This is a genomic window from Pseudomonas sp. NKUCC02_KPG, from assembly GCF_019345465.1.
Taxonomy (GTDB): domain Bacteria; phylum Pseudomonadota; class Gammaproteobacteria; order Pseudomonadales; family Pseudomonadaceae; genus Aquipseudomonas.
Map to the genome: position 1 here is coordinate 85,588 of NZ_JAHKRC010000006.1, position 23,607 is coordinate 109,194.

At 55.3% G+C, this 23,607-nt stretch carries 24 protein-coding genes and 1 pseudogene; 16 read left to right on the forward strand and 9 right to left on the reverse strand.

Annotated features, from left to right (window positions below; genetic code table 11):
• Positions 1 to 10: 10 nt before the first annotated feature.
• Positions 11 to 1,219, forward strand: a complete 1,209-nt coding sequence (locus KO536_RS09935) for an MFS transporter (RefSeq protein ID WP_219261941.1) — start codon at positions 11 to 13, stop codon at positions 1,217 to 1,219.
• A 54-nt stretch (positions 1,220 to 1,273) separates the two neighbouring features.
• Positions 1,274 to 2,299: an alpha/beta hydrolase gene (locus KO536_RS09940; protein WP_219261798.1), complete on the forward strand. Its 1,026-nt coding sequence runs from the start codon at positions 1,274 to 1,276 to the stop codon at positions 2,297 to 2,299.
• A 266-nt stretch (positions 2,300 to 2,565) separates the two neighbouring features.
• Here the strand turns inward: KO536_RS09940 and KO536_RS09945 are convergent, their stop codons facing one another.
• Positions 2,566 to 3,096 (reverse strand): glyoxalase superfamily protein, encoded by a 531-nt coding sequence (locus KO536_RS09945; protein WP_219261799.1) that lies wholly within the window; start codon positions 3,094 to 3,096, stop codon positions 2,566 to 2,568.
• Here KO536_RS09945 and KO536_RS24525 point away from each other — a divergent pair.
• Positions 3,086 to 3,262 carry a hypothetical protein gene (locus tag KO536_RS24525; protein WP_219261800.1) on the forward strand — a complete coding sequence of 59 codons (177 nt, stop codon included), beginning with the start codon at positions 3,086 to 3,088 and terminating at the stop codon, positions 3,260 to 3,262. The genes KO536_RS09945 and KO536_RS24525 overlap by 11 nt on opposite strands.
• A 5-nt stretch (positions 3,263 to 3,267) precedes the next feature.
• Here KO536_RS24525 and KO536_RS09955 read toward each other — a convergent pair whose 3' ends face one another.
• Positions 3,268 to 4,329: an SDR family oxidoreductase gene (locus KO536_RS09955; RefSeq protein ID WP_219261801.1), complete on the reverse strand. Its 1,062-nt coding sequence runs from the start codon at positions 4,327 to 4,329 to the stop codon at positions 3,268 to 3,270.
• 116 nt (positions 4,330 to 4,445) lie between these two features.
• Here KO536_RS09955 and KO536_RS09960 point away from each other — a divergent pair, with 116 nt between their 5' ends.
• The 5 genes from KO536_RS09960 to KO536_RS09980 all read left to right on the forward strand — a co-directional run bounded on the left by KO536_RS09960 (position 4,446) and on the right by KO536_RS09980 (position 9,189).
• Positions 4,446 to 5,369 carry a LysR family transcriptional regulator gene (locus KO536_RS09960; protein ID WP_219261802.1) on the forward strand — a complete coding sequence of 308 codons (924 nt, stop codon included), beginning with the start codon at positions 4,446 to 4,448 and terminating at the stop codon, positions 5,367 to 5,369.
• A 173-nt stretch (positions 5,370 to 5,542) separates the two neighbouring features.
• On the forward strand, positions 5,543 to 7,045 hold the full coding sequence (locus KO536_RS09965; protein ID WP_219261942.1) for a diguanylate cyclase: 1,503 nt from the start codon (positions 5,543 to 5,545) through the stop codon (positions 7,043 to 7,045).
• A gap of 113 nt (positions 7,046 to 7,158) precedes the next feature.
• Positions 7,159 to 7,587 carry a LexA family transcriptional regulator gene (locus tag KO536_RS09970; RefSeq protein ID WP_219261803.1) on the forward strand — a complete coding sequence of 143 codons (429 nt, stop codon included), beginning with the start codon at positions 7,159 to 7,161 and terminating at the stop codon, positions 7,585 to 7,587.
• 126 nt (positions 7,588 to 7,713) lie between these two features.
• Positions 7,714 to 8,247, forward strand: a complete 534-nt coding sequence (locus tag KO536_RS09975) for an AAA family ATPase (protein ID WP_219261804.1) — start codon at positions 7,714 to 7,716, stop codon at positions 8,245 to 8,247.
• A 120-nt stretch (positions 8,248 to 8,367) separates the two neighbouring features.
• A complete protein-coding gene (locus KO536_RS09980; RefSeq protein WP_219261805.1) occupies positions 8,368 to 9,189 on the forward strand; it encodes a MinD/ParA family protein in 822 nt (273 codons plus the stop codon).
• Between the two features lie 218 nt (positions 9,190 to 9,407).
• On the opposite strand, the gene KO536_RS09985 is transcribed toward KO536_RS09980, so the two are convergent.
• Entirely contained in the window at positions 9,408 to 9,764 is a 357-nt protein-coding gene (locus tag KO536_RS09985; RefSeq protein WP_219261806.1) for a hypothetical protein, read from the reverse strand.
• 18 nt (positions 9,765 to 9,782) lie between these two features.
• Positions 9,783 to 10,547, reverse strand: a complete 765-nt coding sequence (locus KO536_RS09990; protein ID WP_219261807.1) for a hypothetical protein — start codon at positions 10,545 to 10,547, stop codon at positions 9,783 to 9,785.
• A gap of 1,103 nt (positions 10,548 to 11,650) precedes the next feature.
• Between KO536_RS09990 and KO536_RS09995 the strand changes: the two genes are divergently transcribed.
• Positions 11,651 to 12,451 (forward strand): NYN domain-containing protein, encoded by an 801-nt coding sequence (locus tag KO536_RS09995; protein ID WP_219261808.1) that lies wholly within the window; start codon positions 11,651 to 11,653, stop codon positions 12,449 to 12,451.
• Between the two features lie 248 nt (positions 12,452 to 12,699).
• On the opposite strand, the gene KO536_RS10000 is transcribed toward KO536_RS09995, so the two are convergent.
• A complete protein-coding gene (locus tag KO536_RS10000) occupies positions 12,700 to 13,146 on the reverse strand; it encodes a hypothetical protein (protein WP_219261809.1) in 447 nt (148 codons plus the stop codon).
• Between KO536_RS10000 and KO536_RS10005 the strand changes: the two are divergent.
• Together KO536_RS10005 and KO536_RS10010 are read left to right on the forward strand one after the other, a co-directional pair.
• Positions 13,081 to 13,590: pseudogene (locus KO536_RS10005) on the forward strand (glycoside hydrolase family 19 protein); the annotation flags it as partial. The gene KO536_RS10000 and the pseudogene KO536_RS10005 sit on opposite strands and share 66 nt — an antisense overlap.
• Positions 13,587 to 14,081 (forward strand): lysis protein, encoded by a 495-nt coding sequence (locus tag KO536_RS10010; protein WP_219261810.1) that lies wholly within the window; start codon positions 13,587 to 13,589, stop codon positions 14,079 to 14,081. The pseudogene KO536_RS10005 and the gene KO536_RS10010, both read left to right, overlap by 4 nt.
• A gap of 1,374 nt (positions 14,082 to 15,455) precedes the next feature.
• Here the strand turns inward: KO536_RS10010 and KO536_RS10015 are convergent.
• A complete protein-coding gene (locus KO536_RS10015) occupies positions 15,456 to 16,223 on the reverse strand; it encodes an SDR family oxidoreductase (RefSeq protein ID WP_219261811.1) in 768 nt (255 codons plus the stop codon).
• Positions 16,224 to 16,471: 248 nt separating this feature from the next.
• Here KO536_RS10015 and KO536_RS10020 point away from each other — a divergent pair, with 248 nt between their 5' ends.
• From KO536_RS10020 to KO536_RS10030, 3 genes are read left to right on the forward strand one after another with little or no spacing between them, the layout of a single operon-like run.
• On the forward strand, positions 16,472 to 17,014 hold the full coding sequence (locus KO536_RS10020; protein WP_219261812.1) for a TetR/AcrR family transcriptional regulator: 543 nt from the start codon (positions 16,472 to 16,474) through the stop codon (positions 17,012 to 17,014).
• 23 nt (positions 17,015 to 17,037) lie between these two features.
• Complete coding sequence (locus KO536_RS10025) at positions 17,038 to 17,502, forward strand: hypothetical protein (protein WP_219261813.1); 465 nt, start codon at positions 17,038 to 17,040, stop codon at positions 17,500 to 17,502.
• An 18-nt stretch (positions 17,503 to 17,520) separates the two neighbouring features.
• Positions 17,521 to 18,051 carry a carboxymuconolactone decarboxylase family protein gene (locus KO536_RS10030; RefSeq protein WP_219261814.1) on the forward strand — a complete coding sequence of 177 codons (531 nt, stop codon included), beginning with the start codon at positions 17,521 to 17,523 and terminating at the stop codon, positions 18,049 to 18,051.
• Positions 18,052 to 18,349: 298 nt separating this feature from the next.
• Here KO536_RS10030 and KO536_RS10035 read toward each other — a convergent pair whose 3' ends face one another.
• Both KO536_RS10035 and KO536_RS10040 read right to left on the reverse strand, forming a co-directional pair.
• Complete coding sequence (locus KO536_RS10035; RefSeq protein WP_219261815.1) at positions 18,350 to 18,895, reverse strand: cysteine hydrolase family protein; 546 nt, start codon at positions 18,893 to 18,895, stop codon at positions 18,350 to 18,352.
• 98 nt (positions 18,896 to 18,993) lie between these two features.
• The gene (locus tag KO536_RS10040; protein WP_219261816.1) at positions 18,994 to 19,884 is read right to left on the reverse strand and encodes an MBL fold metallo-hydrolase; all 891 of its coding nucleotides are present in this window, start codon (positions 19,882 to 19,884) and stop codon (positions 18,994 to 18,996) included.
• A gap of 231 nt (positions 19,885 to 20,115) precedes the next feature.
• Here KO536_RS10040 and KO536_RS10045 point away from each other — a divergent pair, with 231 nt between their 5' ends.
• Positions 20,116 to 21,105, forward strand: a complete 990-nt coding sequence (locus KO536_RS10045; RefSeq protein WP_219261817.1) for a GlxA family transcriptional regulator — start codon at positions 20,116 to 20,118, stop codon at positions 21,103 to 21,105.
• A gap of 305 nt (positions 21,106 to 21,410) precedes the next feature.
• Here KO536_RS10045 and KO536_RS10050 read toward each other — a convergent pair whose 3' ends face one another.
• Complete coding sequence (locus tag KO536_RS10050) at positions 21,411 to 22,421, reverse strand: NAD(P)-dependent alcohol dehydrogenase (RefSeq protein ID WP_219261818.1); 1,011 nt, start codon at positions 22,419 to 22,421, stop codon at positions 21,411 to 21,413.
• Between the two features lie 160 nt (positions 22,422 to 22,581).
• On the opposite strand from KO536_RS10050, the gene KO536_RS10055 reads away from it, so the two are divergent.
• Complete coding sequence (locus KO536_RS10055) at positions 22,582 to 23,496, forward strand: LysR family transcriptional regulator (protein WP_219261819.1); 915 nt, start codon at positions 22,582 to 22,584, stop codon at positions 23,494 to 23,496.
• Positions 23,497 to 23,607: the final 111 nt, after the last annotated feature.

Consider the following 23,607-nt stretch of genomic DNA (forward strand, 5'->3'; position numbering starts at 1 on the left):
TGAGGCACTGATGAACACGGTTTCAACCAGCAGCGAGGCGCCGGCTTACTGGGGCGGTGTCTTTGCAATGACGCTGTGTGTGTTTGCCCTGATTGCTTCTGAGTTCATGCCTGTCAGCCTGCTGACGCCGATCGCCAGTGACCTTCAGGTTCCGCAGGGGATGGCCGGGCAGGGCATTGCGATTTCAGGGGCATTTGCCGTACTGACCAGCCTGTCGATCTCGTGGGTTGCCAGAACCCTCGATCGCAAGACTCTGCTGTTGGCACTGGCCGGGCTGATGGCTGTCTCGGGTGTGATCGTCGGGCTGGCCCCTGACTATCTGACCTACATGGTCGGCCGTGCGCTCATCGGTGTGGTCATCGGCGGCTTCTGGTCGATGTCTGCGGCGACGGCCATGCGCCTGGTACCCGCCCCGCAGGTGCCGAAAGCACTGGCCATCTTCAACGGCGGCAACGCGCTGGCTACCGTCATTGCCGCACCGCTGGGCAGCTACCTGGGCTCGATGATTGGCTGGCGCGGCGCTTTTTTCTGTGTGGTGCCCGTCGCGGCGGTTGCTTTCATCTGGATGTACATCAGCCTGCCGCCCATGAGGGTGGAATCACGCATTCCAGGCTCCGGGAACGTGTTCAAACTGTTCAAGAGTCGAACCGTGGCGCTGGGTATGGCCGGATGCGGAGCCTTTTTCATGGGGCAGTTTGCGCTGTTCACCTATCTGCGGCCTTTCCTTGAAACGGTCACGCGGGTCGATGTATCCACGTTGTCGCTGATCTTGCTGGTGATCGGGGCCGCAGGCTTCATCGGCACGCTGATCATCGGCCGGTTTCTAAAGCGCAGCCTTCTGCGGACATTGATAGCAATTCCAGTCTTGATGGCGTTGATCGCCCTGGCACTGATCCCTTTTGGCCGCTCGACCATTGTGGTTGCTGTGCTGTTGGGTTTATGGGGGCTGTTGGCGACTGCGGCCCCGGTGGGCTGGTGGAGCTGGATTGCTCAAGCCTTGCCAGGTAATGCCGAGGCTGGCGGCGGCCTGATGGTAGCCGTGATTCAACTGGCCATTGCGCTGGGCTCTACCGTTGGCGGGTTGCTGTTCGACAGTCGCGGCTATCAGACCACTTTTGTCGCCAGCGCAGCCGTGCTGCTGCTGGGCGCAGCGGTGACCCTGCAGGCGTCACGCTCGACATCTTCTGCGTCGCACCTGGCACAGGTGCCAAGTCGGTAAACCGTGCAAATCACGTTCTTTCAACACTGATGACTGCGCATAGAGGGAGATCCAATGAAAAAGCTCATTGTTTTAATCACGTTACTGGTCAGTTCACTCTCAGCGACAGGAGCCGATATGTCCAACGGCGCGGATAACTTCTATACCAGCGATAAAGTGACCGTGCAAAAGGTCAGTTTTAAAAATCAGTATCAAATGAATGTGTCGGGCAATCTGTTTATCCCCAAAAACCGCGACGATACAACCAGGAGCCCAGCGATTGTTGTTGGCCATCCGATGGGGGCGGTCAAGGAGCAAAGCGCTAACCTGTATGCCACGAAAATGGCCGAAAAAGGCTTCGTGACGTTGTCCCTGGATCTTTCATTCTGGGGTGAAAGCAAAGGGCTACCGCGTAATGCAGTCTCGCCGGATATTTATGCCGAGGACTTCAGCGCGGCAGTGGATTTTCTTGGCACACGCCCTTTTATCGACAAGGAGCGTATTGGTGCACTCGGCATCTGTGGCAGCGCCAGCTTCGTCATCAGCGCGGCCAAGATCGACCCGCGCATGAAAGCCATCGCAACGGTCAGCATGTATGACATGGGCGCCGCCAATCGCAATGGCTTGAAGCATGGGCAGACGCTTGAGCAGCGCAAAGAGACTATCGCTCAAGCCGCTCAGCAGCGTTACGTAGAGTTCACGGGCGGTGAAACCCTTTATACCAGCGGCACGGTGCACCAACTGGATGAAAATACTCACCCGATCCAGCGTGAGTTCTATGATTTCTATCGCACACCCCGCGGCGAATACACACCCGCCAGCTCGACCAAAGAGCTGACCACGCACCCGACGCTTACCAGCAATATCAAATTCATGAACTTCTATCCGTTCAACGACATCGAGACGATTTCACCTCGTCCGATGCTGTTTATTGCTGGAGCGGATGCGCACTCGAGAGAGTTCAGCGAAGAAGCTTACAAGCTCGCGGGTCAGCCCAAGGAGCTGGTCATTATTCCTGGAGCGGGTCATGTTGACCTTTATGACCGCGTCGACCTCATTCCTTTCGACACCCTGGCGAGCTTTTTTCAACGTCATCTGTAGCCGCTGAGGAGCGCAGCGAAGCAGTCGTAAAGTCAGCTTGCGCGGTTAATCAGGGATACCGCGTGTGTCGGTTTTACGACCGCTTCGCGCTCGATCGCAGCCTTCGTTCCTCGTCAGCGACTACACGCGGGATAGGTGACGAGTCTGTAGTCGCTGACGAGTCGTGCGAGGCTGCGATCGGCTGCGAAGCAGTCGTAAAGTCAGCTTGCGCGGTTGATCAGGGATACCGCGTGTACCGGTTTGGCGACCGCTTTGCGCTCGTTCGATCAGTCTTCGCAAAACCTGATCCGGTTACCGAACGGGTCATGGACTTCCAGTACCTTGCCCCAGCCCTGCTGGACAATTTCGGGACGGCCGTACCCGTATTGCCTGGACAGTAATTCATCGCGAAGCAGCTCGATATTATGCATGGGCACAAATACCGTGGTCCCGGGGCTCGCATCACCGTGATGTTCAGAAAGGTGGATGCGCAAGCCGTTGCGAATGATCCCCAGATAGAGAGGCAGGCCAGCCTCGAAGCGGTGCTCGAACTCGACGTGAAAGCCCAGGAAACCAAGGTAAAACTCACGTGCCTTGGCTTCGTCGAGCATGCGCAACAGGGGGATGGGGCTTTCGAACGTTATCGCTGGCGAGGCAGTTTGCGGGTGCAGCAGCGCTGACGCTGTGTTCCAGTTCTGATAGCCCAGTTGCTGGGCTATCAACTCCAGCGCGGTCGAGTGGGTGATCTCTTGCCCGCGGGTTTTCAGCACTGCACGCAGTCGTTTGGCCATCTGCTTGGCGTGTTCAATGGAAATCATCGTTCCTCCTGGAGTCGAGTCAGTCAGGTGCTCGCGTTGCCAAACCTCGACTGCAAGAAAATCGACAGGGTTCGGGTTTTTCAAAAATACTTTCACCAGTCCCTTGGGGTGCGAGCGGCAGGCAGTATCAGCCGGCGCCCAGCATACCCAGTTTGATGAGCCCTAAACAGATCAAGCCCCGTGGCTTTCAAACCAGCCGTGGTCACGGTACCACGCCACGGTGTCCATGATTGTCAGGTCCGGTGACCGGAAACTCAGGCCCAGTTCTTGTTCACTCTTGTGGTGATTGAAATGGGTGCGATGTTCTTCTCGTATCAACAGGCGCAGGGTGGCCATGCTCAACTGAACGGGTTTGCCGGTCAGGCGCCCATAGATCTCCTGCACCGCCGCCAGGGCATACAGAACAGGCGTCGGCACTTGACGCGCAGGTGTCTTGACCCCCGCGATGCGTCCCAGAGCCGGTACCAGCTGACGCATCGTCATGTGCCGACCCGCCGCCAGATAGCGCTCACCTCGTCGTCCATACCTGGCGGCAGCAATCAGGGCGGCTGCCACATCACGGGCATCGACAACGGAGAAACTGCCGGGGATCAGCCCGGGCATCTTGCCGTTGACCACATCATTGACCAGTTGCCCCGAGGACGTGGGGCCCATGTCGGCAGGCCCCCACATCCAGCCGGGCAACACCATGCAGGCATGCATCTGTGGATGGGTTTCCAGGAACGACAACACCACCCGGTCGCTGAGGATTTTGCTGCGGTAATAGTCATCGGCATCCGCCTCGGCCCGCAGGCATGTCTCATCGATGGAGGTGCCCGGTGCGCCATTAAGCACGGCAATGGAAGAGGTGTGGATGAATCGCCGGATTCCGGCACGGTAGGCCTCTTGAAGCAGATCCCGCGTACCGGTGACATTGATCTTTTCGAGCGCCTTCCAGTGGCTGCCGCCCTTGTAGTTGTCGCGAAAAAAAGCCGCCGTGTGAAACACCGTATCGCAGCCTTGCAGTGATGCGGCGAATGCGTCGACCCGGGCCATGTCGCCGATGACCAGTTGCACATTGGCCAGGCCTTTGAACTGCTGTTCACCTTTGGCCATCGAGCGCACCAGTGCTTTGACGGTATAGCCGCGAGCGAGCAGCTCTCGCACCAGGTTGTTGCCCAGCAAGCCGGTTGCGCCGGTCACGAATACGTTGCGCGGGGCGTGTTGTGCAGAGTCCTTTGGCGCGCTAGTCATACATTCCAGTCCAGTGGTTTCGAAGGGCTGTAGATATACCGTCCAGAGCGCTTCTGAAAAACAGCGACTGCTGCATAATGGCTTTGCACAGATGCACACCAGGGAGGACATGACGCATGGCGTTGCAAGCAAATTGGGACGATCTTCGACTGCTGCTGGCGGTTTCTCGGCATGGCAGCTTTCTGCGGGCGGGCCAGTTGCTGGGGATTGCGGCGTCTACGGTGTCCCGGCGCCTGACCCAGTTGGAGGCTGCCCTGGGCGAGCCCCTTGTCGAACGGGGCGTTGAAGGATGCCGGCTGACCTCGCGGGGCCAATCCCTGGTGGACGTTGCCATCGCGGCTGAAGCGGGGTTGAGGCGTCAAGTTGTTGCTGACATCCCGGGATCAGGCGCAGAGCTGTCCGGCAATGTGCTGGTCAGTGCAGGGGAGGGGTTCTCTTCCGGGGTGCTGGAGGCGGTGGGTCGCTTTACCTCCCTGCACCCGCGTTGCTCGGTGGAGTTGCAAGTAACCGCCGACTTTCACAAGATCGCCCGCGGCGTGGCCGACATTGCGATACGCACGATCCATCTCGGTGAGCCTTCGTTGATTTATCGACCCATTGGCCGGTTCGCCTACGGTGTGTTCGCGGCTCCCGAATACCTCAAGCGATGTCCAGGGGTCACGGTGGCCACCGCAGTCAATGTAGCGCTGCTTCCTCCGCTCGACATGCTGGCGCAAATGCGTGCAGCAAAAGCAGCCGGTCTTGACCGGGCCCACATCAGCGTGAACTCGTTTACCGTGCAACTCGAGTCGGTGAGGCGAGGCCTGGGGGTTGGTGTACTGCCCCGTATTCTGGCGAAGGATCTGATTGAGTTGTTCGAGGGTATTGAGCTTCCAGATCTGGACGTCTATCTGGTGACCCGGCCTCAGGCACTGAAGCAGGCCCACATAAAGTGTTTTTTTGCCATTCTGGAGCAGGTGCTGCTCGAAGCCCTGTGCACAGAAGCGGTCGAACGTAGCCATGATTCTGGTCGCTTGCCGCCGGTGCAGCCTTTTGAGTGATCGTTGCTCTGTTCAAGAGCTCAAGGGCATCTGCCCGCTGACGGGATAATCTGTTGCTGCAGCAACATGTAACTGCTTGTATCCTTGCCCCAGGTGAAGGCACACGGCTGCCGTTATTGCCTTTCTCCCACAGTGGCTGGAACGGAAAAATGGATTTTCCATCAGGTAATGACGTGAAGCGTGATACCCATCTGGTTGTTCTTTTGCTGTTTGTTATCGGCTGCTCCCTGGCCTCGCTGACTGTCTGGAAAGTGCTGGCCTCACGTGAGCGGGCGCTGGCGGATGTGAACGTCCACGGGTTGAACCTTACCCAGGCGCTCGCGACTTACTCCGAAGGCATTGTCCGGCAAAGTTCGCTGCTGTTGCTCGGGCTCGTCGAGCGCCTGGAGACTGAAGGCAGCGGCCCCATCCAGATCCAGCGGCTGGGTGCGCTGGTCGACCGCCAGCAGCCCCTGATGCCACAGCTCAGCGGGATCACGATCTACGACAACCAGGGGCGCTGGTTGATGTCCTCCAACCGGATCCCGGCCGGGGCCAACAGCAGTGATCGTACCTATTTCATTCATCACCGCGACGATCCATCCCGCGAGACCTTTATCGGCCCGCCAATCCAGAGCCGTGCCAATCATGAGTGGGTGGTGACCGTCAGCCGGCGCTTCGATGATGCTCGCGGAGCGTTTGCCGGGGTGGTGGCGGTAACTCTGGGGGTTGAGAACTTCCTGCGGCTGTTTGGCAAGATCGATGTGGGGCAGGAGGGTGCAATCGGGTTGTCCTATACCGATGGTACGTTGCTGGTTCGCTATCCTTTTCGCGAGCAGGACATGGGCCGCAACTTTTCGAAGTCGCCGATCTATGCCAAATACCTGGTAGATCGATCCGTCGGTACCGCCTCGTTCACCTCCAGCCTGGATGGTGTGGAGCGGCTCTACGCCTTCCGAAAAAGCAGCCAGTTGCCGCTGATCACGACCGTAGCCCTTGGAAAACGCGAAGCCCTTGCCGCGTGGCGCATGGAGGCATTGCTGTCAGCCGTGGTGGTGACTGCTCTGCTGGGGCTTACCGGCCTGATCGGCTGGTTTTTGATCCTGGATATCCGCCGTCGAACCCAGATAGAAGATCAGTTGCGAGGGGCTCAGCAGCAATTGCTTTCGTCGAACCGCCAGCTTGAGTTGCTGGCGATGAAGGACGCCCTGACCGGCCTGGCCAACCGGCGCTGCTTTGATGTGACATTAGACATAGAGGCGCGACGGGCAAAGCGGGAAGGGACGTCTTTGGCCCTGCTGATGATCGATCTCGATCATTTCAAGCTGTACAACGATTCCCTTGGGCATGTGGCCGGAGACGCCTGTCTGCAGGCGGTTGGCAAAATTATCGAGGAGTGCGTGCGTCGACCGTCGGATGTGGTCGCCCGTTATGGCGGAGAAGAGATGAGTGTCATCATGCCCAACACCGACATTGAGGGGGCGGCGGTGGTGGCGCAACTTATCCTCGATCGCCTGAAGCAAGCCAGCATCCCCCACACCGCCAGCCCGTTGGGACGAGTCAGTGTGAGCATCGGGATGAGTTGTGCCGCAGGTGCACAGCTGGATCACGTGCAGGGTTTGATCGAAGCGGCAGACCAGGCGCTGTACAGCGCCAAGACACTGGGTCGAAACCAGTTCGTGAAGCACTGCGGATGAAGCCCGGGGGGCTGGTGTGTGTTCCTCTCGTCGAAATCCCTGACAGAAATATTGACCAGAATCGTCCTACGGCGTTAACTGTACATTTATACAGTCAAATAAGAGCGCGGGTCATGAGCTTCACATTTTTGGGACCTCTTGCGCAGGGCGGGATTGGTTTGCCGCTGTGTTCGTTCAAGATTCCGGCGGGATTCCCATCACCCGCTGCAGACCACATCGAGAAAGTCATCTCCCTTGATCAGGTACTCAATGTGCGTGCGCCCCATGTCTATCTGGCGTCGATTGATGGCGACAGCATGCAGGGGGTCGGGATTTTCTCAGGGGATCTGGCGGTCATCGATCGTTCCATTGAGCCTGCCCACGGCCATATTGTGGTGGCGCTGCTGAACAATGATCCCATCTGCAAGCGCCTGTGCTTGCGCGGCAAGGAAGTGATCCTCCAGTCTGAAAACCCTGGATACCCGGACCGGTACGTCATGGAAGGTGACGACCTGTCGATCTGGGGGGTGATCACCCACAGCGTGCGCAGTCATGGTCATTAACGTTGCTCATTAGCGGTGAGAGGGCCAATGAGCTTCAGGAAATGAGCATCAAGTCACTGTCTTTCAACTTTTAACGGGCCATACCAATCGGTAGAATTTTCTGTTTTTTTTCAACAGGAAGTCGGCATGCAACGGATTGTGATACTGGGTAATGGCGGCAGCGGAAAATCGACCCTCGGCCGAGCCATCGGCAAGCGCCTGAACCTGCCCGTGGTGCACCTGGACCCTTTGTTCTGGGAGCCCGGCTGGATCGAACCGGACGCTGAACAGTTCCGCCAGCGGGTCACCCAGGCAATCGCCCCGGATGCCTGGGTGTGTGAAGGCAATTATGCCCGGCGTACCTTCGACCTTCGCCTGCCCCGTGCCGACGTGATCATTTGGCTGGATACGCCGCGTCTCACGTGTTTCACCCGGGTGATCATGCGCAGCCTCACAAACCGCTCCCGCTCTGACCTTGCAGCAGGTTGCAGGGAGAAGTTCGACTGGGTGTTCCTGAAGTTCGTATGGAATTTCGACCAAGGCACACGCCCGGGTATCGAGACGGTGCGCAAAAAAGTGGGGCCGCAGGTGCCTGTCATCCGCTTGAGGACGACCCGCCAGATTGCCGATTTTCTCGATGCCTTGCCCGTAACTGCCTTGGCGCGCAAGTCGCCTACCTGAAAGTCCTCGTTCTCTATCCAGGATATGCAGTCATTTACTAATGCTATGTGAGTATTGTCTGCGCTAACTATTAATGGGGTAATCAATGATTTAAGGCATGACATCTGCGGGATAACTGACATGGGACTTGCGCACTCTGTACAAGTTGTCGCTGTGACGAGTGGTAAGGGGGGCGTCGGAAAGACGACTGTGGCAGTGAACCTTTCTTTGGCGTTGGCGAGTCGCGGAAGGCGAGTCGTCTTGCTCGATGGTGATCTTGGATTGGCGGGTGTTGATGTTGCAGTGGGCGTTATCCCCCGATACACGATTGCTGACTTGATGGAAGGTCGTTGTGCGTTATCGGATGTACTGGTGCAGGGGCCGGGAGGTGTGCGTATCGTCCCGGCTTCTGCCGGTGTCGAGAGCATGGTAAACCTGTCATCCACTCAGCACGCAGGCCTGATCCAGGCCTTCAACGACATCGCCGACAGTCTGGATGTGCTGGTGATTGATACTGCGACAGGGATCGGTAAATCGGTGATCAGTTTCGCTCGGGCCTCTCAAGAGGTCTTGCTGGTGGTCTGTGACGAGCCAGCGTCTATCGCCGATGCCTACGCACTGATCAGGCTGCTAAATCGTGACTACGGGATAAACCGCTTTAGAGTTTTGGCAAACATGGTGCCTGAGTACCAGGGTGGACGCAGCGTGTTCGCCAAGTTGGCGAAGATTACCGATCAATTCCTGGATGTCTCTTTGCAGTACGTGGGAGCGATTCCGTATGACGAATGCGTGCGTAAATCCGTGCAGACTCAACGCGCCGTTTATCAAAGTTTTCCGCGCTCTCAGATCGCCAAGGCATTTCAGAACGTTGCCCTGAGGGTCGACGCCTGGCCATTGCCGGGCAGCCCCAGAGGGGGGCTGGAGTTTTTCATTGAGCAGCTCATTTCTAACTCGAGAGGGTGAGAACACGCTGTAAGCAGGAGGCTGGAGAAGAGAGTGAATTTTTCACGCACCTGAAAAATCAAGGGCCTGCACGAAGAATCTCATACAAGCCCTTGATTTGTCTGGTGCCTGGACCCGGAGTCGAACACTAAGCCTAACTCAATGATTTCGCTCAGTTGATGGAGCGCTTATATATAATATAGGCCTTCGCCCAACGACCAGATAATCACGTCAACATCTTAATACTCATTAGTCAAAGTAACTCCGTTGAAGTCATCGCAATGAGTACCTTTATCATCAGCGAGTGCAACCTTTTGCCCCGTTAACTTTGACAGCGCCAAAAGGTTAAGCATCGCATACCCTGACGAATCGTTCAGGTTGCGAGCATTATTGGCGATCCACCACCGTCCCCCCGTGGTGGATAATTGAACTTCTATGATATTGCCGGCATCCTTATCATCTTTGCCCACCGAGAGTTGAGTGACGGTTCCTTTTGCACACGTATAGGCGCGTGACTGCCTGCTTGACTGATCCCATTCAGCAGAAAAAACAGGAGCGCTTGTACACAGAATTAACAAGCCAGAGACTAAACGCATAGCTATATTCCTCAGCAGTCATAGTTCATCATGATTGAGTTCATTCAAACGGTTACTCACAATAGATTCCAGCGTGAGTGTCATCGGAGAAGACACTTGGAGCTCATCGAGCTTCAAATCCGATCGTGGTAAAGCCAGGCAGGCTCCAACAATAGGTATCATGCCCACCCATGTCGACCGGCCTGTTTGTCCTGCGACGCCATTTACAAATGGTGTTGCTGCGGTATTTGTATTGCCTGTCATGTAAGCGGGGTTTGCACGGGCAGTTGAAACCTGCAACTGCCCGTCAACAACAACATAGGACTCGACATCCCTGATATTTCGAGGAGGTATAGCGCCCGGTGTTATATATTCATTCGCTGTAACGGAAGGTTGATAGTTCAAGGGGGAAACCGGCGTTTGCGGGTTATTGCCGTGCAACGCCCGAAGAGAAGCTTCGGCATTGTAAAAATTGCCGTCAGCTCTGATCCGATAAAGAAATATGTGCTGCCCGGGCCTAGCGAAGGCTCTGGCTGCTGCAACAGTGCGGATATACTGAAAGTCGGCGGCTGTTGACACGAACCCGGAGTTTCTTTGCGACCCTGGCCTGTTCACGCAGGACTCGCCTGAGACATGCGCATGAACATTCACGTTATTCCCCCAGGCCTGAAAACCCGATGAAAATATTTCTTGCTCACCCCGTGTGTCCATTCGCCACACAGTGCTTGGCGGAATAGCAAATGAAAGAGATATATCCAGAAGCATAACGACGCTACTTAAAAACAACAGGCAAATCTTCTTCATGGCTTATTTGTCCTGGCAGCTTAATGTCTACAGCAAAACAATTCGCTGTGGTCTTGATCGGACTTAATATCGCCCTGCAAGAGAAAAAACTGCAAGTATAAAATAATACCTCGATCGTATAAAGCGTCTCAAGATATTGCTCGCCACTCGATCCGTTTGCCTTTGTAATCAAGTTATTGTGCGCACCATATAAAAGCTAAATACAAATTGTAGTAACTTGACGCGACAATCGCACTGGTGTCCAAAGATATAGGGGTTGGCTGCTGGCGATAAAGAATGTATTGATTGCAGATTTCTATTGCTGTGGCTCCATAATTTTGGAACTCAAAATCTTTAATAAGCCACTTACTTCTTTCGGTTTAGGCTAAAGCAATTCGTCGTCACTTCTATATCTTTACTTACGGCAGCCATCGGGAAAATGCAGGCCTTCATCCCAGCACTGAGTGTGCCACTGACTGACAGAAGTGATCGCGGCACTGGTATTTACCCCCATACCTTCGGTTATCGGAAGTCTGATTAATAGCGAGGCTATCTATAAGGCTATTGAATGGGGCTTGTTCACGGTCATTGAGCAAGGCGTTGATTCGCTCCACAGGCTGCATGGCATTGACCTTCGTCGCGTCGAGTGAACATTCCATTACGCAATGACGCCAGGGCCATTGATGCGGTGGCGTTTGCCAATGTACTGTTGCTGAATGCGGGAGACAGGCCGGTGCCGCTGCATGTGTTGAGCCCGTTCATGAACGTGGGGGAGCGTGGGCGACGTATCACTGAAGGGCTAACAATGATGCCGGAGGGGCTCTTGGCTGGGAATGCAGTAGTGTCTACCTAGTCGGGATGCAGCAGAAATGGTGGCTTCGGGTGGCTGTGAGGTCGGCGCCAACGTGACCAGGTACACCACGCTGTTGGTGGTCGGAGATCAGGACATCAGCAAGTTGGCGGGTAAGGACAAGAGTTCGAAACACTTGAAAGCAGAAGAGTTGATCGCCATAGGCCAGAAAACTCGAGTTTTAGGTAAGAGTGATTTCCAGTAGCTATTGGTTCCGTGACCCACGCATCATCCAGATACGTTCACGACATATAAAAAAGCAAGGAGCTGATGTATGCCACAAATTGCCAATAACGGGGATGCGCGCGTAGCGGTGCTGGTCGATTGCGACAATGTGTCACCAGAGGTGCTGGAGCACGCATTGAAAGTTGTGGCGCAGTTTGGACGAATTGTCTTGCGCCGTGGATATGGAAATCACGGCACGCTCGCAAACAAGTGGCAGGAGGCGTTGGTCAGGCTTGCCTTTACACCTTGTCTTCAGTACCAGTATGCCTCTGGGAAAAACACGTCAGATATCGCACTTGCACTGGATGCACTGGAAGCATTGTTCGATCATCGAGCGGACATGTTCTGCCTGGTTACCAGCGACTCGGATTTCGCCTATCTGTGTCGAAAGCTTCGGGAGCGGGGTGCAGCCGTTTGCATCGTGGGTGAAGCCAAAACCCCGGACGCCCTGCGCAATGCCAGTGATCAGTTCTTCGAATGGCGCAAAGTACATGATCCTGCACTGGCTGATGCTCTGATCCCCAAGGATATTCCAGATCTGCCCAATCCCAAGAAAGAACCGGATCAGGCTGCCAAACCCAAACTCCGTCGTCCTCGTTTTATAGTGGAAGCGGTGTCATTGCTGGCTGGAAGTACCAATGAAGGCAGGGTCACGGTCAGTGGTTTAGGCTCCTATTTGAAGCGGACAGACCCCGCGTTCTCTCCCACTGAGTATGGGCACTCAGGGTTGTTGGACATGCTCAAGACATACGATTTGCTGGAAACACATAAAGAATCTGGCGGTCATTGGACGGTCGGCCTGGCAACGAGGCCTCTCACTGCAGATGAAGCGGGGGGGAGTGGAAAATGAATATTCATTTGAGGCGCTGTTTAGACTTGCGAAACGTACTTGGCTTGATCCGGAGTAAAGATCACTAACAGGTTGGTTTTCGTGCACATCAGCACTTGTTCGGTTTCAGGGTCGACATTCAGCTCTTCTCCCCGTAGACCCTGCCACTGCGCCAGATATTCAAACGATCCAAATTTCTCAAGTCTTGACCCGGCGAGGGGATGTGGTGGCGAAAAAAACAGCCCGAATATCGAATGCGACTCAATGATCTAACCCAGATCGCTCATCTCGTAGGGAGCAATTTCTTTAAACCGTGAGGAACGATCCAGGCTAACTCGTGCACCAATCGCGTTTAGCATTGATGCAGGATCAATGGACTCAAGATTATCGAAGTCCAAAGACGACCACTCTTCCCGAGTGACCAATGCTGAAATTATATAGGGTTCTTCGTCTCGGCCGGTTGCTGGGTCGTGACGTTGAACATAACCCGACACCAGGCAGTTCTCGATTGCTGGCAGTAAAGCAAAGACCTCGCCAACCACCCGAAACAATGAACCATGGCACAGCCTGACAAAATCGCGACGAACTTGAGCGTCTGATCGATTTTTGAAGGTTAGCTTGCCATTGCCTTTTGCTTCGGCCGTGCGACGTGGAATATCGCTCTCGTCAAACGCATCGCGGCTTTTATTGCCCAGATCGGCCACGAATCCGGCCATCTGACGCGCCTGGTGGAAAACCTCAACTACAGCGCCGATGCGTTGCGCAAAACGTGGCCAAGTCGTTTCAACGCTGAGTTGGCCGCGGATGTCGCCCGCAAACCCGAGCAGATCGCCAACATCGCTTACGGCAACCGTATGGGCAACACCGCCCCCTGCGACGGTTGGAGGTATCGCGGGCGCGGACTGATACAGATCACCGGCAAGAACAACTACCGCGCCTGCGGCGAAGCGCTGAGCCTAGACTTGATCGCGCAACCTGAAATGCTGGAGGAGCCACAGCATGCCTGCATGTCCGCTGCGTGGTACTGGGCAACCAATGGGCTGAACACCCTGGCCGATGCTGGCAAGTTCGAAATGATCACCACGCGTATCAACGGAGGCCAGAACGGGGCAGCAGATCGTCAGGCTCTGTATGCGAAGGGGTTAAAGGTGTTGGCGTGAGTTTGTGGCGCTGGATTGGTCTTGTCGTTCTGGTGGGGTGTTCCGTTTTTTCCACATGGAAAGTGGACACCTGGCGCTACGGCAAGCAACTGGCCAACCTGAGCGCAGCCCATCAAGCCGACCTGACTTCCATAGCCAACGCTGCAGCCGCTCAAGCGCGCCAGGCGCTGGAGAAGCAGCAGGCCATCCAAAAGGCTTTGGCCGAGCTCGACACCAAAGCAACCAAGGAGAAGATGAATGCTCTCGCTGAGAATGAAAAGTTGCGCGCTGATGTTGCTGCTGGTGATCGGCGGCTGCGCATCGCAGGGCGTTGTAGTGCCTATAGCAGCAATCTGTCCAATCCCACCAGCTCCGCCCGCCTGGATGATGGCGGAGCCGTCGAACTCGCTGGAGCTGCTGGACGAACTGTTTTCGAGATCAGGGCAGGAATAATCAAAGACCGGGCAGCCTTGAAGGGATTGCAGGAGCATATGTTGATGGTGTGCCAGTGACCTACATTCGTGGCCGAAAAAATTAGCATGGCCTCTTTCATGCACCTGTAGGAGGTTGACGTGAACGTTGTCAACCAATCCTGCTGATTCCAGATCTGGGGAAAAGAAAGCCCGCACATTGGCGGACTTCGTTACTGCGTCCAATGTCATGTTGCGTAAGCTTCAAGCGCTGGTCAGAAATATTATGAGTGACTAGAGTTCCTCATATTTTTGCAATAGAACGTGCCGGGCTCCCCCATTTTTTGATCCGCAACTCGCGCAAGATGGGGTCGTGGTTGCGCCAGATTCCATTCCTCGGTAACAACTATCCTGAGTTCTTCCATCATTGAAAACAACCGTCCAGCATACATTGGCAGCACGGGAACCGTTGTTTGTGATTTGGACGTATCCGGAGCCACCGTTATCGTACGAACAGGCGCTCATGGAAACTGGATATGCGTTGTGCGTCCACGATGCACACTGGTCCGCTTGCGCTACTCCAGCGAACCCCAGCAACAGAAGCATTGCCCCAGCGATTTTTTTCATGTCTAGCCTCACCAGTCCATGTTTTGTTTGGTGGCATAATGCCAGTGATTAATGCTGTAAGACTACTTCCCGCGCTATCCCTCCCGCTGAACGGTCAAGGCAGCGTTCTGGCCGATAGAGTTTCTTCGGGCAAACGCTAGGGGGCGTCGTCTCACTCTGGCGCCATCAGCGCTGCCAGCGAGAGCTTGATGAATTCCTCATTGCGCGCGCCGCTAATCTAATTGGAAAGCTCAATAGTGGAGGCCTCGAGGGCGAGCTGATTTTCGTTTAGTTTGCAGAGCAAGGAGGGGGGGCAGGTCAGAATTTGGCATCGCGAGTCCTTCGTGGAGTTTTCAGCGTAACAGGGGGGGACTTGGGATTATGTGCGTTCGGCAGGACACCAAGGGTGAGGGAAATAGGCTGCGTGACTTTCGCGTGACTCGTTCTCGCAGCTATGTGTATCTATGGTTATTCAATTGCAGCGAGCGCCAGAGATAGCGGCCATGTTTAAAGGGTTTGCAATACCATTGCGGGCATGTGGTGTTAGTGTCAGAGCCCGCGGTTCCTAGGGTCCAATATCCGCATTCGCCCCATAACAGCCCTTGGGAAAGACTGCTTTCGGCCAAAAGCGGTCGCTCACTATCTAAGCAACTAAGGGCGATTCATGCTCCTGAAAAACCTGAGATATGCAGTTTGGCTCACTAATAGCTGCGATTCCTCTCGCGTAAAGCTTGGAACAAACAATGGATCCTTGAGGCCCCCGGTTACTCAGCCGGCGCTGCGGAGCAAGCCAAAACCCTCACGGACTGCAGCGCCTTTAGCCACAAAGCACGGCGCCGATGATGAGCTCCGGGGGGCATGCGTAGTTTGCTAGAAGCGTGAAGCCCGGACCATGGCATCAATCCCGCCATCGACGTACACCACGCTGCCATGGATAAACGATGCTTGTGGTGACTGCAAGAACGCCACCACGGAGGCGATCTCATCAGGGCGCCCGGGGCGGCCGAGGGGTGCGACGAAATCGCGGGTAGCCTGGCCAAAACGTGCATCTTCCAGCGAGGCCTGGTGCAGCGGTGTGCTAACCGCGCCCGGTGCCACCACGTTCAAGCGCATACCCTGCTTACCCCAGCTCACAGCCAGGCTGCGGGCGCGGTGGCTGATGGCGTATTTGGAGGCAGAATAAACAACGTGAGGATGGTCGACAGTGTTCGCCAACTCCAGAACCTGGGCCTCTTCGCCGGCTAGCATCATTTCGACCATCGCCTGGCCTTCAGGGCCGGAATATGTCGCCGCCACAGAGCCGATCACCAGCGCCGCCGGTTGTTGGCCCTTGGCCAAAGCACCTTGCAGACCGTCAAGCAGTTGATTAACGCCAAAGTAGTTGACCGCCAGGATCAACCCGCAGGTAGGCGCCGTAACACCGACCCCGGCGCAGCAGATCAGCCCATCGAGGACACCGCCGCTCTGTTCGAGCACTTGTGCTATGGCCATGTCACGCCCTTGGGCAGTGGACAAGTCAGCGATCACCTCAGCATTGCAGCGATCGATACCGATGACCTGATGTCCAGCGGCACGCATTGCTGCACTCACAGCGGCTCCAATTCCCGAGGCGCTCCCGGTAATAGCGGTGATAGGCATAGTGGTTCTCCATGATAAGTCTGCCCAATACCAACAGGTCAATCTCACAAGGACATCGTCTGTGCGGACTAAAAGAACGGGTATATCGGTGCACGCAGCGTTTGTCTGGAAACAACACAGAGGCTTGAAACTTATCGCCTACGGGCACTTGACATTAGGGGTAAGGCGTCGATAAGTTAATTACAGACCAATCATTCTGTATCGGTAAGCTTATGGCCAGACCCGTGATGTACGAAGAGGAGGCAGTGTTGACCGCTGCGCTCAATCAGTTTTGGGCGGAGGGCTTCAAGGGCACCAGTGTGGATGCACTCGTTGACTGCACCGGCCTCAACAAACACAGCCTCTATCAGGCTTTCGGCGGCAAGACCGGCCTTTTCCTGCAGGTATTGGAGCGATATCTGTCCTGTTACGCCAAGGGCTACCTGGCCATCTTTGCTCAACAGCACGGCTTTGCTGCACTGAGTGGCTATTTTCATGCGGTGACAAGCCAAATCGAGCCACGCGGCTGCTTGGTCCTGAACACGGCGATGGAGTTGGGTGACTCCGATCCTGACTGCCTGCGCCTGCTAACGAATTACTACAGCAACCTTACCGACTGTCTCGCCACAGCGATCGAAGAAGGCCAGCACGAAGGCAACATCCGCGCCGAGCTCGATCCGGGAGACACGGCCGTTTGGCTGGTACGTGCACTACAAGGCCTGGCTGTCGGCAGCCGGCTGGGATCCGAACAAAAAACCAACGCGAACTCCATCCTGGCGTTGCTCGCCACCCCCGGCGCTGTTGCGCCATAACCCGAAGTGCAAAGGGCTATCCATTGAGCGATATCGTGATTACCACTGTAACACTGGCATCGGCGCTCCAGGCCGGTGGTGCGCTAACCGATGACTACCAAGCCGTGTGGGAAAAGCTCTGGCAGCAATCGCATATTCCGGCGGGGGTGTTGGAATTGTGCCGGTTGCGCTTGGCGCAGATGCATAGCGCAACGGCTGAGCTCGAACTGCTAAGAGATATCGATCTCGACCCCGCTAAGGCCCAAGACCTGATTGCCGGCAAAAATCTCAACAATGGCCGGTTCAGTGAAGGCGAGCTGGCGGCACTGGAGCTCACCGAACTCTACGCCATGGACCCGGCGGCGATCACCGATGAAGTGGCTGCCAGTGTCAAACAGCACTTCGGTGAGCCAGGCCTGGTATGCCTGGTCGAGGCGCTCGGCTTCATCGAGGGGCGCATTCGTCTTGCCCTAATGTTCAGCACCCTGCGCGCTACTGCCAGCCACTAAGCCACGGAGCACAATACGATGACCATGACACAGGCACGAGTAGGAACACCGGGCACCAACACTGGCCATATCATTCGCGACAGCAGTCTCGGTTTGGCGAGCCAGACTTTGGATGTATTGATTCAGTTGACTGACAGCATCTGGCGCAAGAACAGCGTGCGCTTGGCGCTTCTGGAAATGATCAGACTGCGCAATGCACGCACCGTTAATTGTGTTTTCTGCAAGAGTGTCCGCTACGACGTAGCGAAACAGGATGGCCTGACCGAGGAGAAGGTCGCCCGTATTGCGGATGGTTTTGACACCAGCGATTTATCCGAAGCCGAAAAGCTGTCGCTGGCCTTCGCCGACGTCTATCTGCGTAACCCCGAGCGCTTCGAACCTCAACTGATCAGCAGATTGCGCAAGCAATTTTCCGAAGAACAGCTCTGCCACATGGCGATCTCCCTCGCCACCTTCAATGCCGCCTCGAAATGTGCAGTGAGTTTAGCCGGCATGCCGGAAGCACTGCCGGTCATGGAAATGCAATTACCGCCCGCGAGCGCCCTGTAGCTGCTAACGACGAGGACCACCGACTGTACCGTCAAGCGGTGGCAGCCGGCGGAACAGGCTGCATGAGGTACTCAATCAAGTATCACTGTCTGCCAAACCGAATAGTGAATCGCCCCGGCTTTCCTAGATACCTTTGAGCGGCTGCTTTTGGCCGATAGCTGCCTTTTCCGAAGGGCAGTTCCCGGCCAAAAGCGGCCCTTCGTAAATAGATGCTTAGGAGCCATAACATATGTAGAGGAAGGGTATTGGACCTGCTGACTTTCAAGCTTATCTGACGCGAAACTGCATTAGTACGAACTCACGCCGAGAGATAATCATCAACAGATTTAACCGTGCCGTACCCAAATTCAAACGCTGCCATCATCGCCGCATGCACTTGAGCGGCTGGTACGTTAACGCCATTGAATGTGAGATCCAGGGTGGCGCAAGCGTCATGCAGCACCGTAACCGGATAACCCATGTCCGCCGCTGCACGTACGATGGCGTCGATACACATGTGGCTCATTGCACCTAGCACCACGATGTCCTGTACATCGAAAGCATCCAGCTGCTTCTTGAGATTAGTGTCTCTGAAGGCGTTAATATGCTTTTTAACGATTATGGGTTCTGCATCTTCAGGGGCTACCGCTGGCTGAATTTGAGCGCCGCTAGATCCCTTTACGAAGATGGGGGCATCAGCATTATCTGATTCGTGCCGTATGTGAAAAACGGGAATACCTGTATTTCGCGCATGGTCGATGACCCGTCGAGCATTCGCCACAGCCGCCTCGATGCCGCTTAAAGGCAATTTACCAGTGGGCAGGTATTCGTTTTGCAGATCAACTACTACAAGACCTTGTTTCATGAGCGATCTCCGATCAAATCAAAGTAATTTTGCCTCGAGGGCTGAGGTTGCAGGCCGGTAAGAAACCTACCCGCTATCACGGCCCCACACGGTTTAAATCAGTATTCCAGCGAAGCTCCGTCTTCCGGTATATCAACGCGACTCTCGATACCTTGTTTCTCGACGTAATTGCGCAACTCTTCACGGCTCAAGGACATATGGTTAACCGCGTCCATGTGCACCGCGACAATTTTTGCGTCTTTGGCGGTCTGTGCTGCACGCAGGACGTCCTCCTCACCCATAATGATCGCACCCTCGAACCCCGTCATTTTTGCTTTTCCTGCGTTCAGGACGATGACTTCAGGGTGATATTTCTCGATGGTCTGGTCGACCTCTTTGCGCCAGATGGTGTCGCCGGCGAGGTATAGAGTCTTATAGTTTGGCGCTTGAAATACCATACCCATGGCTTCGCCCAGCGGCTTTGCGAGGGCAGGTACGGCATACATTTCGTCGGTGCCATGCTGACCACCGGTTTTGGTTATTTTTACGCCGCCGAATTCAGCTTCGTCAGTCAGTACGCGTACATTCTTGAAACCTTGGGAGCGAATCAGCTGCGCATCGTCTTCGTGCTGAGTGAACAGAGGGATGTCTTTAGGCAGCGCTTTTTGTGCCGCATCATCCCAGTGATCAAGGTGTGTATGCGTGACGATTACTGCGTCGACACCCGAGATAACCTTGTCAGGGGATTCGGGTAGATCGACCAGCGGATTGCGAAGGTTGCTTCGGTAGGTATTTTCAAACCCCGGATAAGCCCCTTTTTTAGCCAGCATTGGATCGATCAAGAACGTAGTGTCACCGTAAGTGATTTTTACCGTGGCATTGCGAACCTGCTGCAGACCCACTTTTTGGGATGCTTCAGGTGCCTGGGGGGGATTGGTATCCGCGAACGCCGCTGTAGCGACTGCACCGCAAGCAATGCTAAGGGCGAGAGGAAGCGCTATAAATTTCATGGAATTAATCCTGTTGGTACATCGAGGAGAGCATTCTGGGCCAGTGCTTTAGAGCCCAACAGTGGCCTGAATGACATGATTCGATATAATCGGGCCAGGCAATCTGTATCTTAGAAAAAGGACAAGGATATTTGGGGCTTCTATTAGAGTGAAAACATCCGCGTGAGCGGCCCACCCATTTCAGTGTGTGACAGGCAGTGGGCCAATACATGATCAATTTGAGGCTGCCTGATGCAAGCCATACGTGTTGCAGTTCTAGCATTCAACGGCGTGAGCCTTTTTCACCTTTCTGTTCCTAGCGTTGTATTGGGAACTGCTCAAACCGCGCCGGGTGAACCTGAATACGAGGTCAATTTCTGTGCAGAGGTGCCGGGCATGCTGAGCAGTGACCAGGGCATTGGGCTGTCTGTAACCCACGGCCTGGAGCTGATGGAGGCAAGTGACGTAATTATCATCCCCGCCTGGGGTGATCCGTCGGTCGCCGCATCTGCACAGCTTGTGAAGGTACTGCAGTTCGCGCACTCCAAAGACAAGTTGATCGTCGGGTTATGCCTAGGGGCATTTGTGCTCGGCGATGCCGGCCTGCTTGACGGGAAAGAGGCGACGACTCACTGGGTAGCACGCGACGAATTTGCGCGGCGCTTTCCAAAGGTCAGTTTTCGGCCTGAAGTGCTCTATATCAGTGACGGCAACATCATGACCTCCGCTGGAACCGTGGCAGCAATTGATTGTTGCCTGCATCTGGTACGCCAGCGTCTAGGGGCTGATGTAGCCAATCGAACCGCCAAACTGCTAGTGACACCACCTCACAGGCAGGGGGGGCAGGCTCAATACGTAGAACATCCGGTACCGCAGCTCTCCAGCGAAACTCATTTGTCTGATGTATTGGCGTGGGCTCGCATGAATTTGGCCAGCCATCTGTCGCTCGATGTCTTGGCAGGCATGGCAAAAATGAGCAGGCGCACCTTTACCCGTCGGTTCAAGGAGGCCACTGGCACTACCGTATCCAAATGGTTAAATGCGGAGCGTGTGGTCAGAGCGCAGGAACTGCTCGAGACGACCGAGTTATCGATTGAATACATCGCGGGTGATGTAGGATTTGGGACGTCCCTTTCCTTAAGACAACATTTCTCTGCTCATCTAGGTACATCGCCATCTGACTATCGGAAAATGTTTTGCCTTGGAATGAATCCAAAGAATGAGTCGCCCCAGGTTTCGTAGAAACCTTTGAGCGACTGCTCATGGCCAATTGTGGTCTGGTACGAATGACTGCAATTGGCCGATAAGAGCCTGTCATAAAGGGCTGTTTCCGGCGCAAAAGCGGACGTTGGCGAGTGGCCGCTTTCGACCTATAGCAACCCTTCGTAGAGGGCAACTATCTACATTCCTGGGTATAACGATATCGTGTCGAACGGCATCAGATCCTTGCCGTCCGAGATGAGATAGACGAGCGCCGCGGTCGGTCCACCCGGGTGAAGTGCTTAGGCGACATGCAGGGTCACCTCCATATCGCTTGATTTAAAGGGTTAGGAAACTTTGATAACCACTTTGCCAAATGCGCCTCGGGCCAGGTGCTCGAACGCCTTGTGGGCGTCTTCGAATGAATAGGTCTGATCGATCACGGGGCGGATCGCGTGTTCGTTCAGGAATTCGTTCATGCGATCAAACGACGATCGAGGCGCCACTGCGATGCCGCGGATAGTTGTCTGACGGAAAATCAACGGCATCAGGCTCAGCGTTGTGGTCTGACCGGTCAGAAAGCCGATTTGCGCGATCTTGCCGGCGGCCTTGGTTGCCAGGATGGACTGATTCAAGCCTTCCCCACCGGCGACATCCAGTAGCAGGTCCACGCCTTTGCCGTCGGTGAGCCTTAGTACTTCCTCTTCCCAGCGCGGGAAGGTCCGATAGTTCACGCCGGCGGCTGCGCCAAGTTTTTTCACCGCATCAAGATTGGCGTCGCTGCTGGAGGTAACGATCACCTTGGCGCCAAGCGCGGTTGCCAGTTGCACGGCGAAAATCGATACACCCCCGGTGCCCTGTACCAAAACGGTCTGGCCCGGCTGCACTTGGCCGTAGTCAACCAGCGAATACCAAGCTGTCAGCGCCGCAATCGGCAGTGTCGAAGCCTCCTCGTCGGACATGTTGTCTGGCGCACGAACAGCGCTTTCTTCGTGAATAATCATGTACTCAGCCAGGCCACCTGGCAGCGGCATGCCGAAGCAGTAGGCAGGTTCGTCCGGCCTTGGCTCACCATCAATCCAGCGCGAGTAGAGGTGCGAGTTGACGCGGTCGCCCACTTTGAATCGGCTTACGCCTTCGCCCAAGGCGACGACAGTGCCCGATGCATCGCTGACCGGGATCAGTGGCTTGGGTACCAGGTGAGGTTCGTAGATGCCATCGACGATGGCTTTATCGCGAAAATTCAGGGAAACCGCTCCGATCTTTACCAACAACTCGCCGGCCTTGGGTGTGGGCTTAGCTGTTTCGCCAAGTGCCAGATTTTCGAGACCAAAATCGTTCAAAAGCCATGCTTTCATCTGTCTATCTCCAGTTAGGTGAACTTACTGGCGACATTCTTCCCAAGTCAGACCGTTCAATAAATACCCAGGCCGGCAAAGGGTTGTTGTTTTTTCAGGCAACAATAAGGCTGGCAGCTTGCTATGATCAGGCAACAAAAAAGCTGAGTGAGAAGATGTAATGGAACTGCTCCAGTCCATGCAAGTGTTTGCCCGATTAGCCGAACTTGGCAGTTTCACCCGCGCGGCGGATGCCATGCAGATCGGCCGCCCGCAAGTAACTCGCGCGATACAGGAGTTGGAAACTTCGCTTGGGGTACGGCTGTTTCAGCGCACAACCCGCACTGTGAGGCTCACTTCGGAAGGAGAGCAATTCTACGAGCGTGTTAAAGCGATTCTTGACGAAGTTGCGGGTGCCACGGCGATGTTCTCCTCCCCAGGTTCAACCCTGCGTGGTCGATTGCGGGTCGATATACCCACCGCGTTTTCGCAGCCGGGGCTGATCGAAAGCTTGCGAGCGTTTTCCACCCTTTATCCTGCTATCGAGATGGCCTTGGGGGTCACCGATAGAACCGTCGATTTGGTCGCAGAAGGTGTGGACTGTGCGCTGAGAATCGGCGAGTTACCAAGTTCGAGCCTGGTAGCCCGTCGCATCGGGATGGCTACCATGATCACCTGCGCGGCGCCCCAATACCTGAAAGAACACGGCGAGCCCAAAACCTTAGAGGATCTAAGAGCACACCGCGGTGTGACCTTTCTCTCTGGCCAAAACCAGCGCCCGCTGGCTTGGCAATTTATGGACGGGGCTCGCGAGCAATCCCACATCAGCCGCCAGGGCATCACAGTCAACGAGTCCAACGCCTATGTCGAGTGTGGCGTCGCTGGCTTCGGCATACTTCAGGCCCCTGGTATTACTCTGGACCGTTTTTTAACCGACGGAACATTGGTTGAGGTGCTGCGAGCCTATCGTCCGCATCCAAGGCCCGTGTCGATCCTGTACCCCAGCCGCTCGCATCTGGCGCCGCAGGTCGAGGTTTTTGTTGATTGGGTTCGCGAACAATTCCCCAAACTTTATGGGCGCTGGCTAAAGAGTTAGAAAGAGCGCTAGAAAGACATTTTGGTAGTGCTGAGAAGCCACAGAGAGTTTTGACTCAGCACTATATGTTTCGTGTAGCGCGCTAGCGTAAAGCGAATGTGTTGGTGTGGA

What these genes read in the sequence shown, in the direction of transcription:
- KO536_RS10000 (WP_219261809.1), bottom strand. Translation starts at nt 13,146, where the DNA reads ATGGCCGGATTCGTGGCCGATCTGGGCAATAAAAGCCGCGATGCGTTT.
- KO536_RS10040 (WP_219261816.1), bottom strand. Translation starts at nt 19,884, where the DNA reads ATGAAATTTATAGCGCTTCCTCTCGCCCTTAGCATTGCTTGCGGTGCA.
- KO536_RS09940 (WP_219261798.1), top strand. Translation starts at nt 1,274, where the DNA reads ATGAAAAAGCTCATTGTTTTAATCACGTTACTGGTCAGTTCACTCTCA.
- KO536_RS09990 (WP_219261807.1), bottom strand. Translation starts at nt 10,547, where the DNA reads ATGAAGAAGATTTGCCTGTTGTTTTTAAGTAGCGTCGTTATGCTTCTG.
- KO536_RS09970 (WP_219261803.1), top strand. Translation starts at nt 7,159, where the DNA reads ATGAGCTTCACATTTTTGGGACCTCTTGCGCAGGGCGGGATTGGTTTG.
- KO536_RS09995 (WP_219261808.1), top strand. Translation starts at nt 11,651, where the DNA reads ATGCCACAAATTGCCAATAACGGGGATGCGCGCGTAGCGGTGCTGGTC.
- KO536_RS09980 (WP_219261805.1), top strand. Translation starts at nt 8,368, where the DNA reads ATGGGACTTGCGCACTCTGTACAAGTTGTCGCTGTGACGAGTGGTAAG.
- KO536_RS09935 (WP_219261941.1), top strand. Translation starts at nt 11, where the DNA reads ATGAACACGGTTTCAACCAGCAGCGAGGCGCCGGCTTACTGGGGCGGT.
- KO536_RS10055 (WP_219261819.1), top strand. Translation starts at nt 22,582, where the DNA reads ATGGAACTGCTCCAGTCCATGCAAGTGTTTGCCCGATTAGCCGAACTT.
- KO536_RS10045 (WP_219261817.1), top strand. Translation starts at nt 20,116, where the DNA reads ATGCAAGCCATACGTGTTGCAGTTCTAGCATTCAACGGCGTGAGCCTT.
- KO536_RS10050 (WP_219261818.1), bottom strand. Translation starts at nt 22,421, where the DNA reads ATGAAAGCATGGCTTTTGAACGATTTTGGTCTCGAAAATCTGGCACTT.
- KO536_RS09945 (WP_219261799.1), bottom strand. Translation starts at nt 3,096, where the DNA reads ATGATTTCCATTGAACACGCCAAGCAGATGGCCAAACGACTGCGTGCA.
- KO536_RS09955 (WP_219261801.1), bottom strand. Translation starts at nt 4,329, where the DNA reads ATGACTAGCGCGCCAAAGGACTCTGCACAACACGCCCCGCGCAACGTA.
- KO536_RS09960 (WP_219261802.1), top strand. Translation starts at nt 4,446, where the DNA reads ATGGCGTTGCAAGCAAATTGGGACGATCTTCGACTGCTGCTGGCGGTT.
- KO536_RS24525 (WP_219261800.1), top strand. Translation starts at nt 3,086, where the DNA reads ATGGAAATCATCGTTCCTCCTGGAGTCGAGTCAGTCAGGTGCTCGCGT.
- KO536_RS10035 (WP_219261815.1), bottom strand. Translation starts at nt 18,895, where the DNA reads ATGAAACAAGGTCTTGTAGTAGTTGATCTGCAAAACGAATACCTGCCC.
- KO536_RS10030 (WP_219261814.1), top strand. Translation starts at nt 17,521, where the DNA reads ATGACCATGACACAGGCACGAGTAGGAACACCGGGCACCAACACTGGC.
- KO536_RS09985 (WP_219261806.1), bottom strand. Translation starts at nt 9,764, where the DNA reads ATGCGTTTAGTCTCTGGCTTGTTAATTCTGTGTACAAGCGCTCCTGTT.
- KO536_RS09975 (WP_219261804.1), top strand. Translation starts at nt 7,714, where the DNA reads ATGCAACGGATTGTGATACTGGGTAATGGCGGCAGCGGAAAATCGACC.
- KO536_RS10015 (WP_219261811.1), bottom strand. Translation starts at nt 16,223, where the DNA reads ATGCCTATCACCGCTATTACCGGGAGCGCCTCGGGAATTGGAGCCGCT.